The following is a 16,239-nucleotide window of genomic DNA, read 5'->3' on the forward strand; positions in this document are numbered from 1 at the left end:
ATGACGGATTATATATTTTGTGTGGATTCAGATGGTTGTGTCATGGACACAATGACTTATAAGCATCAGTTGTTTTTTGGTCCTGTTGCCGCAGATATTTTTGAAATTGCTGATAGAGAGTCTTTTTTGGCAGAATGGAACAAAGTCAATCTTTATTCTAAAACAAGAGGAATCAATCGTTTTGTGGGATTACTCACTTGTTTAAAAATAGCAGGAGTGGCTGATATAGATAGATTGGAAGATTGGGTAAGAACAACAAAGTCTTTATCTAACGAATCTTTAGAAGATACTTTAAAAGTTAATCCTTCAGATGATTTGCGTAAGACATTGGATTGGTCAGTACAAGTTAATAAGCTCATAAAAACTTATGAGGGCCCAGTTCTTTCTTTTGAAGGTGCCAAAGAAACATTGGAGTTTCTCAAATCAAAAGGCAAGGTTTTTGTTGTTTCTTCTGCCAATAAAGGAGCTGTTCAAGAAGAGTGGGAGAATCAAGGCCTTTTGGAATTTGTTGATGATCTCTATTGTCAAGATCGAGGAAAAAAAGAAGATGTTTTAGCACAGTTGGTTCAAAACTCTTCTGAAGCAACTAGTATCTTAATGATTGGTGATTCTCCAGGAGATTTACAGGCAGCCAAACAAAATAGAGTATGTTTTTATCCGATTTTAGTTGGACAAGAAACATTATCTTGGGAAAATTTGAATAAAACTTATATTCAATATTTCTTGAACAATCAGTGGAATCAAGATGTTGAAACAGATTTATCCAATCAATTTTGGAATAATTTAGAACACTAAAGAGCTTTTCAAATAGAATGATAAAAGAAAGGTAGAAAATGGCAAAATTAGTTGATTTACATAAAAAACCTTATAATTTGAATGCTGAACAAATTAAGTGGGTAGAGTCCACATTGGCAAATTTAACAGATGAAGAAAAGATTGGTCAATTGTTTGTAAATCTATTCTTCTTTGATGGAGATGCTTTTAGTGGCAATAATTTAACAAACAAAGAGATTATTGAGAAATACCATATAGGTGGTGCCCGTTATATGAATGGCAGTCCTGAACAAGTACAGGGGCTTATCAATGAGTTGCAAAGTCACTCAAAAGTGCCTCTTTTAGTGGCAGCAAATTGTGACTCTGGAGGTGATGGTGCAGTCAAAGGTGGTACCTATATTTCATCTGGAGCCCAATCAGAAGCAAGTCGTGACACACGTTTGCCATATTTGGCAGGTTTGGTTTCGGCGCGTGAAGCGGCCTCTCTTGGTGTTAATGTTAATTTTGATCCATGTGTTGATATTTTAGAAAATTGGCGTAATACTATTGTAAATACCCGTTCCTATGGAACCAACGCAGAGGACGTGATTCGTTATACCAGTGCTTATTTAGATGGCTTGACAGCAGAGCGTGATATGATTCAATGTATTAAACATTTCCCAGGAGATGGAACAGAAGAACGTGATCAACATTTAGTGCTTGGTGTTAATGAATTATCACCAGAAGCGTGGAATAATTCTTTTGGACAAGTTTATCGTCATCATATTGAACGAGGTGTAGAGATGATTATGGCCGGTCATATTGCCCTTCCATACTATCAAAAACAGCTTAATCCAAACTTGAAAGATGAGGATATTTTGCCGGCTACTTTGGCTCCAGAATTGGTTAATGGTTTATTAAAAACAGAACTTGATTTTAATGGTTTGGTGATTACAGATGCCAGTCATATGCTTGGAATGACTGCGGCTATGCGTCGTGAAGACTATGTTCCTGCAGCAATTGCAGCAGGATGTGATATGTTTTTATTTTTCAATGACATAGAAGAAGATTTTCATTTTATGCTTAATGGCTATAAGAAAGGAATTATTTCTGAAGAACGTTTGAATGATGCTGTTCGTAGAATCTTAGGTTTAAAAGCAAAATTAAATCTTCATGTGAAAATGGCAGAAGGTACCCTTCTAAAAGATCCTAAAGATTTAGAAATCATCGGTTGTGAAGAACATTTAGTTTGGCAAAGAGAGGCAGCAGATAAATCAATCACACTATTGAAAGATACACAAGTTAATTTGCCAATTAACCCAAAAACTCATCGTCGTGTCCGTCTTTATTATCTTGAAGGAGAAAAAGGTGGCATTATGGATGCAAGTAATGAAGTGGTAGAGAATCTCAAATTTGCTTTGGAAAATAGGGGTTATGAGGTTACCATTAATGATGGCAATAGTCGTATTAAAGGATCTACTTTGAAATATCGAGAAGAAGTCGATTTAGCTTTAGTTGTGGCTAATGTCATTGGCTACGGGGCACAAAATAACTATCGTATTCAGTGGAAGACGGCTATGGCAAATGAGGTGCCTTGGTATGTGCATGAAGTGCCAACTGTATTTGTTTCATTGAATTATACAACTCATCTCCATGATGTGACAATGGTTAAAACAGCTGTTAATGCATATCATCATAACGTAAATACAATCGAGTCTTTACTTAATAAACTAGAAGGAAAAGATGATTTTTATGGTGTTCCAAACGAACATGTTTGGACACAAAAATGGCAGGCAAAATTATAAGTTATAAAACTTCTCTTATTTTGAATAAGAGAAGTTTTCTTTCCACCAAGTTTAACGCTTTTTATGATATAATAAAAAAATGAAAACAATTGAAACAGTTTATAGTAATCATGCCGAAAAACCTTATATTGCACCAGAATATGAGCAAGAATTGTTGGAAAAACCTATTGCCAAATGGGCGATGGAGCGAACGGAAGAGGGCTTGTTGCCTGGTCACATCATTATGTTATGGCGTGTGCATTTTGGCACCTACACGACAGACTACCCTCATCACAAATATTTTGCGACAACCTATGGTATTGACGCTCAAAAAGAGTTGGAATTTTTAATCAAGCAGGGTTATGTCAAAATAGATAGTGCGTTTGATTCGTTGCGCCATTTGCCAGCAGGTAAACTAAAGCAGTGGCTAAAAGAAAAAGAGGTTGTTGGTTTATCTAAAATGAAACGAGCTGACTTGGACCAAGCCATGATCATTGCTTATGAAGAAGATGAATTGGCCAAGCAGTTTGATTTGCGTGGGTATTCGCTTTCGGATAAGGGTGATAAAACCCTAGCCAAATACCCTGAAATTATTGCCAAACACCCTCAGAAAAAATACTAGACTTGGGTGGATTTTGACCTTGATTGAAGAATAAACGGTCCTATGCTATACTAGATTATATTGAAATCAAAGAGGAGAAGATGATGGAATTAGTTCGTGAAAAAGTATTCTTAAACCAGTATCATTATGATGCTCGTAATTTGGAATGGGAAAAAGAAAATGGTACTCCTGAAACAAATGCTGAAGTGACTTTCCAACTGATTAAGAAAGATGAAGAAAAAAATGAAACAACAATTGTTGCTGTATTACAGTCAATTATTGTTAAGGAAGAATTTGTTTTGACAGCAGTTGTGTCACAAATGAATTGCATTAAAAATCGAATCATCAACGAACCAAGTGAATTTTCACAAGAAGAGGTTCAAAGTTTAGCAGCACCACTATTGGATATGCTCCAACGTTTGACCTATGAAGTAACCGAAATTGCACTGGATCGTCCAGGAATCACATTGGAGTTTTAGTCATGAAGTTAGCCGTTATTACGGACTCGTCAGCTTATTTAGAACCAAAAGTTAAACAAGCTCAAAATCTATTTTGTTTGGATATTCCCATCATCATGGATAAGCAGAGCTATGTTGAAGGGAAAAACTTGTCGTTGGATGAGTTTTATCGTTATTTAGCAACGGCGACTGATTTGCCAACGACCAGCCAACCAAGTTTATCAGAGTTAGTTGCCACTTTGGATCAGCTAGTAGCAGAAGGCTACACACATGTCATTGGACTCTTTTTATCTAGCGGTATTTCGGGTTTTTGGCAGAATATCCAATATCTAGTAGAGGATTATGACCAATTAACCTTAGCCTTTCCAGATACCAAGATTACCAGTGCCCCTTTGGGGAGTTTGGTGGCCAATACTTTGATGTGGGCTGAGTCAGGACAGGCTTTTGACAGCATTTTAGCTCGTCTGGAACAACAAATTGAGCAAACAGGTGCCTTTATCATGGTGGATGATCTGAATCATCTTGTGCGTGGTGGTCGTCTGTCAAATGGTAGTGCTTTGTTAGGAAATCTACTCAATATTAAGCCTATTTTGTATTTTACAACTGAAGGTAAGATTGAGGTGTTTGATAAGGTTAGGACTGAGAAAAAAGCACAAAAGCGTCTGGTGGATATTTTAGAAAAACAAATGACTGATCAAGACTATGAGCTATTTATTCTCCATTCTAATGCACCAGACAAGGTGGAAAAGTTACAAGGCCTTTTGAGAGAACAAGGTTATAAGATAGAACAAATAAAAGTAGTGCCTTTGAATAGTGTAATTTCCACCCATGTAGGACAAGGAACGATTGCTCTTGCTTTAACACCACATATCTTATAGTGAAAGATAAAACATGAAGATTATAAATGATTTGCCTTCTGAATTTCAGAAGGCTTTACCGATATTACAGAGGATTCGTCAAGCTGGTTATGAAGCTTATTTTGTGGGGGGCAGTGTTCGAGATGTTTTTTTGAATCGCCCTATTCATGACGTCGATATCGCCACTAGTGCTTATCCTCAAGAAATTAAGAAAATATTTGAGCGAACCATTGATATAGGCATTGAGCATGGTACTGTTTTAGTCTTGACGGATCAAGGTGAGTATGAAGTGACAACCTTTCGAACAGAAGATGTCTATGTGGATTATCGTAGGCCTAGTCAGGTGTCCTTTGTTCGCTCTTTGGATGAGGACTTAAAACGCCGTGACTTTACGGTAAATGCCTTTGCCTTAAATCAAGACGGTCAGTTGATTGATCGTTTCAATGGTCTAGCGGACTTAGAACAAGGTTTATTACGCGCTGTGGGTCAAGCAAGTGAGCGATTTAATGAAGATGCCTTGCGCATTTTAAGAGGCTTTCGTTTTGCAGCTAATCTTAATTTTGACATTGAAAAAGACACCTTTGCAGCCATGACGGCCTGTGCCCCTCTTTTGACTAAAATATCGGTGGAGCGTTCGTTCATTGAATTTGATAAATTATTGACAGCTCCTTACTGGCAAAAAGGTTTGCAAGCTTTTATCGCTAGTCAAGCCTATCTTTATTTACCAGATTTGGCTCACAAAAAGTTGGCTTTGACTCAGATGCTAGCTGCACTGCCAAGTGAGTTTCAGTTTAAAAATTCTGAACAGGCCTGGGCTTACTTGTTGGTCAATTTGGAAGTAGATGTGAAACCTTTTTTGAAAAAATGGAAAACCTCAGTCCAGTTTCAAAAGACTGTTACTCAGCTAATTAACATTTATAATGACCGGGCTACTAAACCACTTACGCAACGACAGGTTTATGACTATGGCTATGCTCAGTTAATCCTAGTAGAAGAACTCCGACAAGCCTTGGGGTTGGTTGTTGATTTTGATAGTATTTGGCAATTAAATGACAGTTTGATCATTCATGATAAACATGAAATTGTTGTCAATGGAGGGGATTTAATGAAGGAATTTCAACTCAAGGCAGGTCCAATTCTAGGGAAATTGTTGACAAGGATTGAAGATCAAATTGTTATGGGAAATTTACCAAATGATCGAGTTGCCATTTTTGAATTTGTAAAAGGAGAGCTAGATGAGTGATTTTTTAGTCGAACAGTTAACCAAGAGTGTGGGCGAAAAGACCGTTTTTAATCGGATTTCCTTTATTATTCATGAGCAAGATCGGATTGGTTTGATTGGCGTGAATGGTACAGGTAAGACGACGCTCTTAGATGTTTTATCAGGGCGTTTGGGATTTGATGGCGACCAGTCACCTTTTCGTAAGGCCAATGATTATCAGATTGCTTATCTAACGCAAGAACCCAATTTTGATGATCAAGCGACGGTCTTGGATACGGTATTATCGTCAAGCCTTAGAGAAATTCAGCTCATTAAGGAATATGAACGGTTAATGGCGGATTATAATGAAACTAAGCAGAATCGTCTTGATCAGCTCATGGCAGAAATGGATGCCCTGGATGTGTGGTCGATTGAAAGTGAAGTTAAGACCATTCTTGCTAAATTGGGTATCATGAATCTGCAAGAAAAGGTGGGTAATCTTTCTGGTGGTTTACGCCGTCGAGTTCAATTGGCCCAAGTCTTACTAGCTGAGGCAGATTTACTCCTATTGGATGAACCAACCAACCACTTAGATATTGACACGATTGCTTGGCTGACTAATTTTCTCAATCAAAGTAAAAAAAACGTTCTCTTTATTACCCATGACCGTTATTTTTTAGATAATGTAGCAACTCGAATTTTTGAGTTGGAACAGGCGGATTTAACAGAATATCACGGGAATTATCAAGATTATGTGAGATTAAAGGCTGAGCAAGATGAACGAGATGCTGCTAATTTACATAAGCGTCAACAACTCTATAAGCAAGAATTGACTTGGATGAGACGTCAACCTCAAGCTCGAGCGACCAAGCAACAGGCTCGAATCAATCGTTTTCATGATTTGAAAAAAGGTTTGCAAACCAACCAACAAGCAACTGATTTGAGTATGACTTTTGAAACAACTCGTATTGGTAAAAAAGTGCTTGAATTTCAGGAGGCGAGTTTTTCTTTCTCAGATAAGGTCATTTTGGACAAGTTCAATCTTTTGATTCAAAATCGAGATCGTATTGGGATTGTCGGTGATAATGGTGTTGGAAAATCAACTCTGTTGAACCTCATCAATGGCGATTTAACTTTATCCAGTGGACAACTCATTGTTGGGGAAACCGTTCGAGTGGGCTATTTTTCACAACAACTCAAGGATATGGATCCAAATAAGCGAGTCATCAATTATCTACAAGAAGTGGCTGAAGAAGTTAAAACTGATGTGGGAACAACCAGTATCACAAATTTATTGGAACAATTTCTCTTTCCTCGTGCCAGTCATGGTAGTTTGATTGGGAAACTATCTGGTGGTGAGAAAAAACGCCTGTATCTGTTGAAGATTTTGTTAGAAAAGCCAAATGTTTTATTATTGGATGAGCCTACCAATGATTTTGATATTGCGACCTTGACCGTGTTAGAGCAGTTTTTGGCAGATTTTGCTGGGCCAGTTTTAACGGTTAGCCATGATCGCTATTTCTTGGATAAGGTTGCCAATAAGATTTTAGTCTTTGAAGATGGTCAGATTCGAGAGTTTTTTGGAAATTATACGGATTACTTGGATGAAAAGACTTTTGAGACCAGCTATGAACAAGACGTGAGTAAACTCGAAAAGCCAAAGACTGAAAAAAGTAAGGATAGTAAAAAACGCTTATCTTATTTTGAACAAAAGGAATGGGAAACCATTGAGGAAGACATTAGTCAATTAGAAGATGAGATTTCTGCTATTGAAGAAGCCATGACCAAGTGTGGCAGCGACTACGGTCAACTGGCTGATTTACAAGCTCAATTAGATGAAAAAAATGAACAACTCTTAATCAAATATGAACGTTATGATTATTTGAGTGAGTTGGTATAATAGCTTATCAAGAACCACCAAAATGGCGGTTCTTTTTATATTGTTGAAAGAAGAAAAAATTAAAATATACTTACAGCATCTTTTAATCTAAGTAATTGACTTTGTCAATTACTTAGATTAAGTCATATTAGTAAAAGAGGTGAATTTAATGGGAAATTGGTATGTTATTGATCAGTTTGGCAATGTAGTTATGGGACCTTTTATTGATAAACAAACAGCAGAAAATATGGTAGGTGGCAATCCATCTTACTCTGTTGTTTATAAAGGGTAAGTTGTTTTTGCTGATGAAAAAATTACCTTTTGTGAGAATTTTTTATTGAATTATTTTGAGGAGGAAAAGATATGGTAAGAAATGATATTAAGCCAGATTTGCAGAATATTGAAGATTATTTTAGTAAGCGAAGAGAATTTTATATCCCAAGTTATCAGCGTCCATATGCTTGGCAGGTGGGACAGTGTGAGCAGTTGATTGAGGATATTAAGAATCATCAAGAAAACTTTAGTGCTGATGAACAGGATAACTATTTCTTTGGTGCGGTCTTGATCGCTCAAGAATCTGGGGAAGAGCATGAAATTTCCTTGATTGACGGTCAGCAACGAACAACAACCTTCATGTTATTGCTCAAGGCAGTTTTGTTGAAATTAAAGCAGGAAATCTCACATTTATCAGAAGAGTCTTTGGCAGATGCTAGATTATTGGAAGAGCTTAAGGGCTTAATAGCTAGAACGGTCACTATGCTATATAATTTATCAGATGAGGATGCCTTTAACTATCGTCGTGGTCAACATGATTTACAAGACCATCAAATCAAATATAAAAATGATTCGATTTCTGAACTTTATGCTAGTGATTTGAATAGTATTTTAAGAGGTGAAGACCTGTCAACTATTGAGTATAGCGTGATTAAGATTAAAGGACGACGCAAGGACAATAAATACACCAATTTTTATAAAAACTTCCGTTACTTTTATCATTATTGTCAATCGTTGACCAACACCCAAATTAGGGATTTTGCAACTCATCTACTCTCTCATTGTCAAATTATTACCATTACTAGTTTTAATACGGATCAAGCCATCAATATTTTTAATTCCTTAAATGGTACTGGTCTGCCTCTGACAGCTATTGAAGTTTTGGTGTCTCGAGCAACTGCAGTATCTAAGGATAGACGTGATTTTGAAGCTTCTTGGAAGGACTTGGTTCAACGGGTGGATCAATCATCTTTGGACTTAAATTTGCTCATGACTTATTATATTTTTGTGAAATTAGCTAAAGAGCAAAAAGAAACTAATAACCGAGGGATTCGTGCCTTCTTCAAAAAACGTGCCTATCTTTTGAAAGAAGATCAGATCTTTATCAATGAGTTAAACCAAATTATAAGCAATTGGTCGAGTTTTGAGCAAACCGAATTAGGTCAGATTATGGGAAGATTTTATGGTAATTTTAGACCCTTTGTTTCGTCTTACCTCTTTTATCGCTCGACAGATAGTCGTTACTTGAGTTATTTACTACGTTTGGCTATTCTTTTAGATGTGACAGATTTTTCTTACAGTCACTCTATTTTCAAAGGATTTTTGGAAAAAATCAACCTTAAATATAGCCAAGTTGACACTTATAGTGAGTCTGATTTGATTCAAGAGGTTAAAGACCACATTGCTCATCACTTTACTCCAGAAGATATTAGAAGTCGCCTGTTGGAGAGTGGCCTACCTAAAACGTTGGTTTTTGTTAATGACTACCTTTATAGTCAAGAGCAAGGCTTACCTTTCAAATTAGATGGCTTGGTTGATGTCGAACATATCATGCCTCAGAGTGGTCTAAATCGTGAGTCGATTATGCGAGATGCAGGTTTTGTTGACCAAGATGAATTTTATAGCTATGCGGAAAAATTAGGTAACAAGATTTTATTAGAAGCAGAAATTAACCGTGGTATTGGTGATGCTTGGTTTAGAACCAAAAAAGAAAACGAAGTGACAAGTGGTCAGGGCTACCGTGGTAGTCGTTATCATTTAGCACAGGCTTTATCTGAGTATGCAAAAGATACTTGGGATAAGGAAGATATTGAAAAAGCAACAGAAAAAATCGCTGATCGTTTCATTAATTTCCTGTTTAATTAACCAAATACAACTTCTCAGTTTAAAACTGGGAAGTTTTTTGTGGATGGAAAAGATAGTGTAAATTTATAATGAATTTAACAGCCAATCATTGACAAGGATTTTTCAAAACTTTATAATTATATTATATAACTCATACAAAGGTACGAGATAAGGAGGGATTTTATGTCAAGAAAACATAGAAAAAAAACGTCGAAGAAGAAAAAGTGGGGTCTGGTTAGCTTAGGGCTTTTAGGCCTAATTGGTTTTGCGGGAGTTACCTATTTTAAAAATAGTCAAACTTCTAATGTTGCCTCAGACAATCTTTATAAGATTGCTAATGTTAAAGAAGGATCTTTGGCATCTGCGACCTTGTTATCTGGTACTGTCAAGGCCTTGTCTGAACAGTATGTTTATTACGATGCCAGTAAAGGAACAAGTGCTACTGCTACTGTAGCCGTTGGTGATCAGGTCACAGAAGGTCAGCAGTTGGTGCAGTATGATATTACCAAAGCTCAGACCGACTATGATACGGCTATTCGTAATTTGAATAAGGTTGCTCGTCAGATTGAGTATTTGAGAGCTTATGGTAATCTCCCAACAACCAATACGACCACAGATCCGGAAACGGGTGAAACTTATACGATGACAACACCACCAACCATGCAGGCCACAGCTAGTTATGAGCAGCAACTTCAAGACCTTAATGATGCCTATGCCAATGCCCAAGGAGAGATCAACAAAGCTCAAGCTACCTTGAATGAGTCGGTGATTACCAGTACTGTTTCTGGTACGGTAGTTGCGGTTAATAACAATATTGATCCTGCCTCCAAGACCAGTCAGAGTATTGTTCATGTCACGAGTGAGGGGCAATTGCAGGTAAAAGGAACGCTGACGGAGTATGACTTAGCCAATATTAAGGTTGGTCAAGCTATAAAAATTAAATCTAAGGTTTATAGCGATAAAGAATGGACAGGAACAATTGCTTCGATTTCGAATTACCCCAATCCAACGGAAAGCGGCTCAACCAATTCGACCCCAACTTATAATTACACAGCTGATATTACAAGTGATTTAGGTGACTTAAAGCAAGGCTTTACTGTTTCCGTTGAAGTCATTAACGATAAGAAAGGTTTTGTTGTTCCAATTGGTGCACTTGTCGTTGAGGGAGATAAATCTTATGTTTGGGTTTATGATGAAAATAATGGAACAGTCGCTAAAAAAGAAGTCAGCGTTGGTAATGCTGATGCCCGTTCGCAAGAAATCAATACAGGCTTAGAAGTTGGTCAAGTGGTTGTAACCAATCCAGATAATAAATTAAAAGACGGTCAAGTCTTGGAAAGTGTCGCTTCTGAGGACACAGAAGGCGATGCTCAGGCTGACAGTGAGGGAGGAAGTTCAAGTGAAGGATAGACCGAAAGCCTTGATGACCTTAAAGCAAATCACGAAGTCTTATCGCAGTGGTGAAGAGGAGTTACAAGTACTTAAGGGAATTGATCTAACGGTTTATGAGGGTGAATTTTTAGCGATTATGGGGCCATCTGGTTCGGGTAAATCCACTTTGATGAATATTATTGGTCTTTTAGATGCACCAACAAGTGGTCTTTACCATTTGGCTGATAATGAAGTAGAAGATTTGCCAGAAGTGGAGTTGGCACAGGTCAGAAACGAAGAAATCGGTTTTGTCTTCCAACAATTTTTTCTCTTATCCAAATTAAATGCCCTTGAGAATGTCGAACTTCCCTTGATTTATGCTGGTGTGGGAGCAAGAAAACGACGTGAGCTAGCTGAGCAATTTTTAGAAAAAGTCGAGCTTGCAAATCGCATGTATCACATGCCGTCTGAAATGTCTGGAGGACAAAAGCAACGGGTGGCAATCGCGCGTGCCTTGGTTAACAATCCCTCAATTATCCTAGCTGATGAGCCAACAGGAGCTCTTGATACTAAAACCAGTAATCAAATCATGGAATTATTGACCCAGCTCAATAGAGAAGGCAAGACGATTATCATGGTTACGCATGAGCCAGAAATTGCTGACTATGCAACTAGAAAAATTGTCATTCGTGATGGTGAGATTACAGCCGATACAACAGACAGTGTAAGAATTGAGTAGGGAAGGAGGAGTCAATGCAAAATTGGAAATTTGCCATTAGCTCGATTTTAGGGCATAAAATGCGATCTTTCTTGACCATGTTGGGGGTTATCATTGGTGTGGCTGCTGTGTCAGTGGTTATGGCTATTGGTACAGGTGTGACGAAAAGCATTACCAAACAAGCGTCACAATTTCAACATGATGTTAGCTTGTTTTACCAGAAAAAAGGGGATAATGCTCTCTTTCCAGAAGATGTGTCGCCAACTATCAAACCCCCTTTGATTCGAGAAGAGTGGCTAGAACAAATTGTTCGAGAAATTCCTGGAATCAGTGGTTATTATGCGACAAATACGACAACAGAAGCTATCTCTTATCAGAATAAGAAATCTAATAAGGTAACTTTAACAGGAGTCACTAGCACTTATTTTGGGATAAAGAAATATAAGATTTTAGCTGGTCGCCAACTGGGCGCCTCAGACTACAGTCAGTTTTCTCGCTTAATTATGATTGATAAGGTCTTGGCAAAAAAATTATTTTCTTCGTATGAAGAAGCTCTTAATCAAACAGTTGATGTTGGCAATAAGCAATACCGAGTGGTCGGTGTTTATAAAGATCCCGCATCAGGTTCAGCCAGTTATGGAGCGACTTCAGAAGGAAATGCTATCTTAGCCAACACGCAACTAGCCGCAGAATTTAATGTTGATGAGATTGGTGCAGTTAATTTTTATGTGCCAGATGTCTTACAGGCTAGTGAGCTAGGAACTCAGGCTGCTAAGCGTTTAACCGAGTTATCTGATGCCAAAGAAGGTGAGTTTACCATGTTTGATATTTCTCAAATGTTAGCATCAATCAAACAGCAAGTTGGCACCATGACCATGTTTATTGGTTTTATTGGTGGAATTTCTCTTTTTGTTGGAGGAATTGGTGTCATGAATATCATGTTGGTATCCGTAACTGAAAGAACGCGAGAGATTGGTCTTCGCAAGGCTTTGGGAGCAACTCGCCGTAATATTTTGGTCCAATTTTTAATTGAATCTGTCGTATTGACGATTTTAGGTGGTTTCATTGGATTGATTATTGCTTATTTGTTTACTTATGCCTTGGGCAATATTGAAGGACTGGTTGCTAATCTTGGTAAGCCAGAAATATCCTTGGCTACTGTTTTTGTTAGCATTGCCTTTTCTGCCATGGTGGGAATCATTTTTGGTGTTTTACCAGCCAATAAGGCAAGTAAGTTGGATCCAATTGAAGCCTTGAGATATGAGTAGCAAGTTTAGTTTGATAGTTTAGATAATGTATATCAAAAAGTCCTTAACAAATTTGTTAAGGACTTTATTTTTATTTGATGAAAAAGGGGTTGAAACTTTTTTCATGACCAATAGTTGTACTCCAACCATGACCTGGATAGACAGCGTAATGGTTAGGTAGAGTAAAAAGCTGGGTGGTTATACTAGTGATGAGCTGGTCAAAATCACTGGTCGGTAAATCGGTTCGACCGATAGACTCTTTGAAAAGGGCATCGCCAGAAAAGACGATTTCTTCTTTTGGAAAAACAAAAGAGACCCCACCATGAGAATGACCAGGCGTTTCAAGAACATAAAAATGAAAATCGCTTAGGTCATAGGCCTGTTCATAATCAAAATAATAATCAGCAGGCTTAATCATAACATCCGCCATATCATCATGACGACTAAGGCCTGAAAGATTTTGATGAGGTGTATAAAGCCAACTTGCTTCTTTTTCTGACACATAGACAGGCGGTTGGTTGAAATTTTCTCGAACCACATCAACCCCCATGATGTGATCATAGTGGGCATGTGTGAGTAGGATGGCAGCAACGGGTTTGTTGATTTCTCTTAATTTTTGACAGATGAAGTCTGTATCACTACCAGGATCAATAATAAGACAAGCCTTGTCATTGACTAAATAATAGGTGTTTTCACGCGCAAAAGTATTAACTGTTTTTATAATTTTCATACATCTAGTCTATCAAAAAAAGCTCAATTTGGCGATTAAAAATGATATAATAGAGGCACTATGAAAGTGAATAAGCTGCGCAAGTACGCCGTTGTTGATTTAGAAGCAACTGGAACGGCGATTGATTCTTCCATTATCCAAGTGGGGATTGTCATTATTGAAAACGGACAAATCACAGAAACCTTTGAAACAGATGTTAATCCTCATCAACCCTTGGACGAACATATTATTAGTTTGACAGGCATTACAGATGAGCAGTTGTCAGTTGCTCCAGAATTTTCGCAAGTAGCTAGTCGTATTTATGAGTTGATTAAGGATGCTATTTTTGTTGCTCATAATGTTAAATTCGATGCCAATCTATTAACAGAGCAACTCTTTTGGGAAGGGTATGAACTTCGTCAACCACGAGTTGATACGGTCGAATTAAGTCAAGTTTTTTTTCCAACCTTGGAAAAATATTCTCTTGCCCAGTTAGCCAGTGCTTTGGAGGTTAGGCTTAATCAAGCACATACGGCGATTGCAGATGCACAAGCAACGGCAGAAATTTTTTTAATGCTGCAAGAAAAGATTAGACAACTTCCCCAACAGACCTTGCAGGTCTTAAAGACTTTTTCACATCATCTCCTTTATGAAAGTCATCTCATTATTGATGAAATTTTGGAAGAGAAGATGAGAGAAGATGATCTTGATCAGTATGAGTTGGTTGAACATCTGATGTTGAAAAAAAGCCTACCTCTAGCTAAGGAAAAAGAGTTGGCTAGAAATTTTACTGATAATCTAAAGACTTTGGGCTTAGATGTTAGACCGAAGCAAGAAGCATTTGCTCAATTGATTGAGCAGGGCTTGGCATTGCCAGAGCCAAGTTTGATTCAAGCTCCAACTGGAATCGGAAAAAGTTTAGGGTATCTTCTTCCCTTGCTTAGTCAAGGTTTCAAAGAGCAACTGGTTGTTGCCGTACCCACCAAGACGTTACAAGATCAACTTTATTATCAAGAGGCAGCATGGCTAAGAAACTGTTTTAACCTAAGTAGTCAGAGCATCAAGGCTGCTAGAAATTATATTAAACTGGAATACTTCCAAAAGAGTCTGGAAACTCCTGAGAGCAACCGTTTATTGAATCGTTATAAAATGCGTGTGCTCGTTTGGTTGGCTGAAACGCAAACGGGAGATTTAGATGAAATTAGACAGCAACAAGGGATGGAGTCATTTTTTGAAGCCTTACGACATGATGGGCGTTTAGATGTGTACTCACCTTTTTATGAAATGGATTTTTGGCGACGTGCTCAAGAAAAAGCTAAAACTAGTCGTCTTTTGATAACCAATCATGCTTATTTGTTAGAAGAAAGTAAAGAGCGTCAGAATTTTATCACGAACAAGGTGCTGGTGATTGATGAAGCACAGGCCATGTTGGCAACTTTGGAGGCACAAACTCATCAGCGTCTAAATTTAACTCAATTGCTGAGTCAAATCAAGTTGTTATTAGACGAAATAACTAATCATTTGCAACAACGCTTATTAGAAAGTCTGCAATTCGAACTGGAACAAGTGGTTAATGGCAACGAGTCATACTGCCAAGAGCAGTTGGAACTACGTTTGCCTAAGCTACGTCAAGATCTGTCTGAATTGGATCTTGTTGCATTACAACCTTTGGCTAAAGCCTTATCAGAAGATTTTCCATTGGTTTGGCTAGAAAAAGATGAACTAAATGAGCCAGACCAAATCATACTCCATAGTAGCCAGAAAGAGCTGGTTCGACTAACTGAACTTATCAAACCAAAGAAACTTTATTTAATTTCATCCAGTTTGCAGATTAGTCAGGAGGTTAATCTAGCCGACCTGTTACAACTAGAAAGTTATCACTTTGAGCGTTTGCCTAGTGAACGAACAACAACACAACACATCTATTTGCCAAGAGATTTACCAGATATTCGTTCCTTATCACAGGAACAATACGCCCTATTTTTAGCTGAAAAATTGGTCCAGTTAGTTCAACTTGATTACCCTATTCTAGCCTTGTTTACCTCAAAAAAAATGATGTTGAAGGTTTCTGACTTATTAGACGAAGTTGAAGTTAATCATCTTTGTCAATATAAGAATGGTCAACCTTTTGGCTTGAAAAAACGTTTTGACCGTGAAAAAAATGGGCTATTGTTAGGAACGGGAACCTTTTGGGAAGGGGTAGATTTTAAAGAACAAGACCGCTTATTAACGATCATTACGCAATTGCCTTTTGAGAACCCTAAGGATTGTTTTAGTCAAAAAATTTATCGAGAGTTGGAACAAAAGGGACAAAATCCTTTTATGAGTTATACGCTACCTATGATGCTCTTGCGTTTAATTCAGGCCTTTGGTCGTTCCCAACGCCGTCCTGAGCAAAAGTCAGCTATTTTGATTTTAGATCAACGATTGTTAAGTCGTTCTTATAGTTCTACTATCTTGGATTATTTAGAAGATAATTTTCAACTGGAGCAGGGAAATTTCATAAAAATTCTGCCAGTAATTGCAGAATTTTTGATATAATA

General features: G+C 37.6%; 14 protein-coding genes. 13 read left to right on the plus strand and 1 reads right to left on the minus strand.

Translation table 11 applies throughout. The features are described from left to right. The 12 genes from FRX52_RS00785 to FRX52_RS00835 all read left to right on the plus strand — a co-directional run bounded on the left by FRX52_RS00785 (position 1) and on the right by FRX52_RS00835 (position 13,008). A complete protein-coding gene (locus FRX52_RS00785; protein WP_146538152.1) occupies positions 1-795 on the plus strand; it encodes an HAD family hydrolase in 795 nt (264 codons plus the stop codon). 38 nt (positions 796-833) lie between these two features. Further along, the gene (locus FRX52_RS00790; RefSeq protein WP_146538153.1) at positions 834-2,558 is read left to right on the plus strand and encodes a glycoside hydrolase family 3 protein; all 1,725 of its coding nucleotides are present in this window, start codon (positions 834-836) and stop codon (positions 2,556-2,558) included. Between the two features lie 79 nt (positions 2,559-2,637). After that, positions 2,638-3,159, plus strand: a complete 522-nt coding sequence (locus FRX52_RS00795; RefSeq protein WP_146538154.1) for a hypothetical protein — start codon at positions 2,638-2,640, stop codon at positions 3,157-3,159. Between the two features lie 83 nt (positions 3,160-3,242). Further along, positions 3,243-3,617, plus strand: coding sequence for a DUF1149 family protein (locus FRX52_RS00800; RefSeq protein ID WP_146460044.1), 375 nt, complete (start codon positions 3,243-3,245; stop codon positions 3,615-3,617). Positions 3,618-3,619: 2 nt separating this feature from the next. Next, a complete protein-coding gene (locus FRX52_RS00805) occupies positions 3,620-4,474 on the plus strand; it encodes a DegV family protein (RefSeq protein WP_146538155.1) in 855 nt (284 codons plus the stop codon). 13 nt (positions 4,475-4,487) lie between these two features. Further along, positions 4,488-5,696 (plus strand): CCA tRNA nucleotidyltransferase, encoded by a 1,209-nt coding sequence (locus tag FRX52_RS00810; protein ID WP_146538156.1) that lies wholly within the window; start codon positions 4,488-4,490, stop codon positions 5,694-5,696. After that, the gene (locus FRX52_RS00815) at positions 5,689-7,554 is read left to right on the plus strand and encodes an ABC-F family ATP-binding cassette domain-containing protein (RefSeq protein ID WP_146538157.1); all 1,866 of its coding nucleotides are present in this window, start codon (positions 5,689-5,691) and stop codon (positions 7,552-7,554) included. Before FRX52_RS00810 ends, FRX52_RS00815 begins: the two co-directional genes overlap by 8 nt. Before the next feature lie 148 nt (positions 7,555-7,702). Then, entirely contained in the window at positions 7,703-7,825 is a 123-nt protein-coding gene (locus tag FRX52_RS05510) for a hypothetical protein (RefSeq protein WP_261378934.1), read from the plus strand. Positions 7,826-7,896: 71 nt separating this feature from the next. Continuing rightward, on the plus strand, positions 7,897-9,672 hold the full coding sequence (locus FRX52_RS00820) for a DUF262 domain-containing protein (protein WP_146538158.1): 1,776 nt from the start codon (positions 7,897-7,899) through the stop codon (positions 9,670-9,672). 162 nt (positions 9,673-9,834) lie between these two features. Beyond that, positions 9,835-11,061, plus strand: coding sequence for an efflux RND transporter periplasmic adaptor subunit (locus tag FRX52_RS00825; RefSeq protein WP_146460054.1), 1,227 nt, complete (start codon positions 9,835-9,837; stop codon positions 11,059-11,061). Between the two features lie 13 nt (positions 11,062-11,074). Then, on the plus strand, positions 11,075-11,761 hold the full coding sequence (locus FRX52_RS00830; protein WP_261378946.1) for an ABC transporter ATP-binding protein: 687 nt from the start codon (positions 11,075-11,077) through the stop codon (positions 11,759-11,761). Positions 11,762-11,775: 14 nt separating this feature from the next. Then, a complete protein-coding gene (locus FRX52_RS00835; protein ID WP_146538159.1) occupies positions 11,776-13,008 on the plus strand; it encodes an ABC transporter permease in 1,233 nt (410 codons plus the stop codon). A 70-nt stretch (positions 13,009-13,078) separates the two neighbouring features. On the opposite strand, the gene FRX52_RS00840 is transcribed toward FRX52_RS00835, so the two are convergent. Beyond that, positions 13,079-13,717, minus strand: a complete 639-nt coding sequence (locus tag FRX52_RS00840) for an MBL fold metallo-hydrolase (RefSeq protein WP_146538160.1) — start codon at positions 13,715-13,717, stop codon at positions 13,079-13,081. A gap of 60 nt (positions 13,718-13,777) precedes the next feature. Between FRX52_RS00840 and FRX52_RS00845 the strand changes: the two genes are divergently transcribed. Further along, entirely contained in the window at positions 13,778-16,237 is a 2,460-nt protein-coding gene (locus FRX52_RS00845) for a bifunctional DnaQ family exonuclease/ATP-dependent helicase (protein WP_146538161.1), read from the plus strand. Positions 16,238-16,239 lie beyond the last annotated feature (2 nt).

The sequence above is a fragment of the Streptococcus sp. sy018 genome, assembly GCF_007859185.1.
Lineage (GTDB): Bacteria > Bacillota > Bacilli > Lactobacillales > Streptococcaceae > Streptococcus.

Bases quoted from the DNA above. Each gene is read 5' to 3' on its own strand.
- FRX52_RS00800 (WP_146460044.1), top strand. From the start codon at position 3,243: ATGGAATTAGTTCGTGAAAAAGTATTCTTAAACCAGTATCATTATGAT.
- FRX52_RS00845 (WP_146538161.1), top strand. From the start codon at position 13,778: ATGAAAGTGAATAAGCTGCGCAAGTACGCCGTTGTTGATTTAGAAGCA.
- FRX52_RS00785 (WP_146538152.1), top strand. From the start codon at position 1: ATGACGGATTATATATTTTGTGTGGATTCAGATGGTTGTGTCATGGAC.
- FRX52_RS00815 (WP_146538157.1), top strand. From the start codon at position 5,689: ATGAGTGATTTTTTAGTCGAACAGTTAACCAAGAGTGTGGGCGAAAAG.
- FRX52_RS00790 (WP_146538153.1), top strand. From the start codon at position 834: ATGGCAAAATTAGTTGATTTACATAAAAAACCTTATAATTTGAATGCT.
- FRX52_RS00810 (WP_146538156.1), top strand. From the start codon at position 4,488: ATGAAGATTATAAATGATTTGCCTTCTGAATTTCAGAAGGCTTTACCG.
- FRX52_RS00805 (WP_146538155.1), top strand. From the start codon at position 3,620: ATGAAGTTAGCCGTTATTACGGACTCGTCAGCTTATTTAGAACCAAAA.
- FRX52_RS00825 (WP_146460054.1), top strand. From the start codon at position 9,835: ATGTCAAGAAAACATAGAAAAAAAACGTCGAAGAAGAAAAAGTGGGGT.
- FRX52_RS00795 (WP_146538154.1), top strand. From the start codon at position 2,638: ATGAAAACAATTGAAACAGTTTATAGTAATCATGCCGAAAAACCTTAT.
- FRX52_RS00840 (WP_146538160.1), bottom strand. From the start codon at position 13,717: ATGAAAATTATAAAAACAGTTAATACTTTTGCGCGTGAAAACACCTAT.
- FRX52_RS05510 (WP_261378934.1), top strand. From the start codon at position 7,703: ATGGGAAATTGGTATGTTATTGATCAGTTTGGCAATGTAGTTATGGGA.
- FRX52_RS00830 (WP_261378946.1), top strand. From the start codon at position 11,075: ATGACCTTAAAGCAAATCACGAAGTCTTATCGCAGTGGTGAAGAGGAG.
- FRX52_RS00820 (WP_146538158.1), top strand. From the start codon at position 7,897: ATGGTAAGAAATGATATTAAGCCAGATTTGCAGAATATTGAAGATTAT.
- FRX52_RS00835 (WP_146538159.1), top strand. From the start codon at position 11,776: ATGCAAAATTGGAAATTTGCCATTAGCTCGATTTTAGGGCATAAAATG.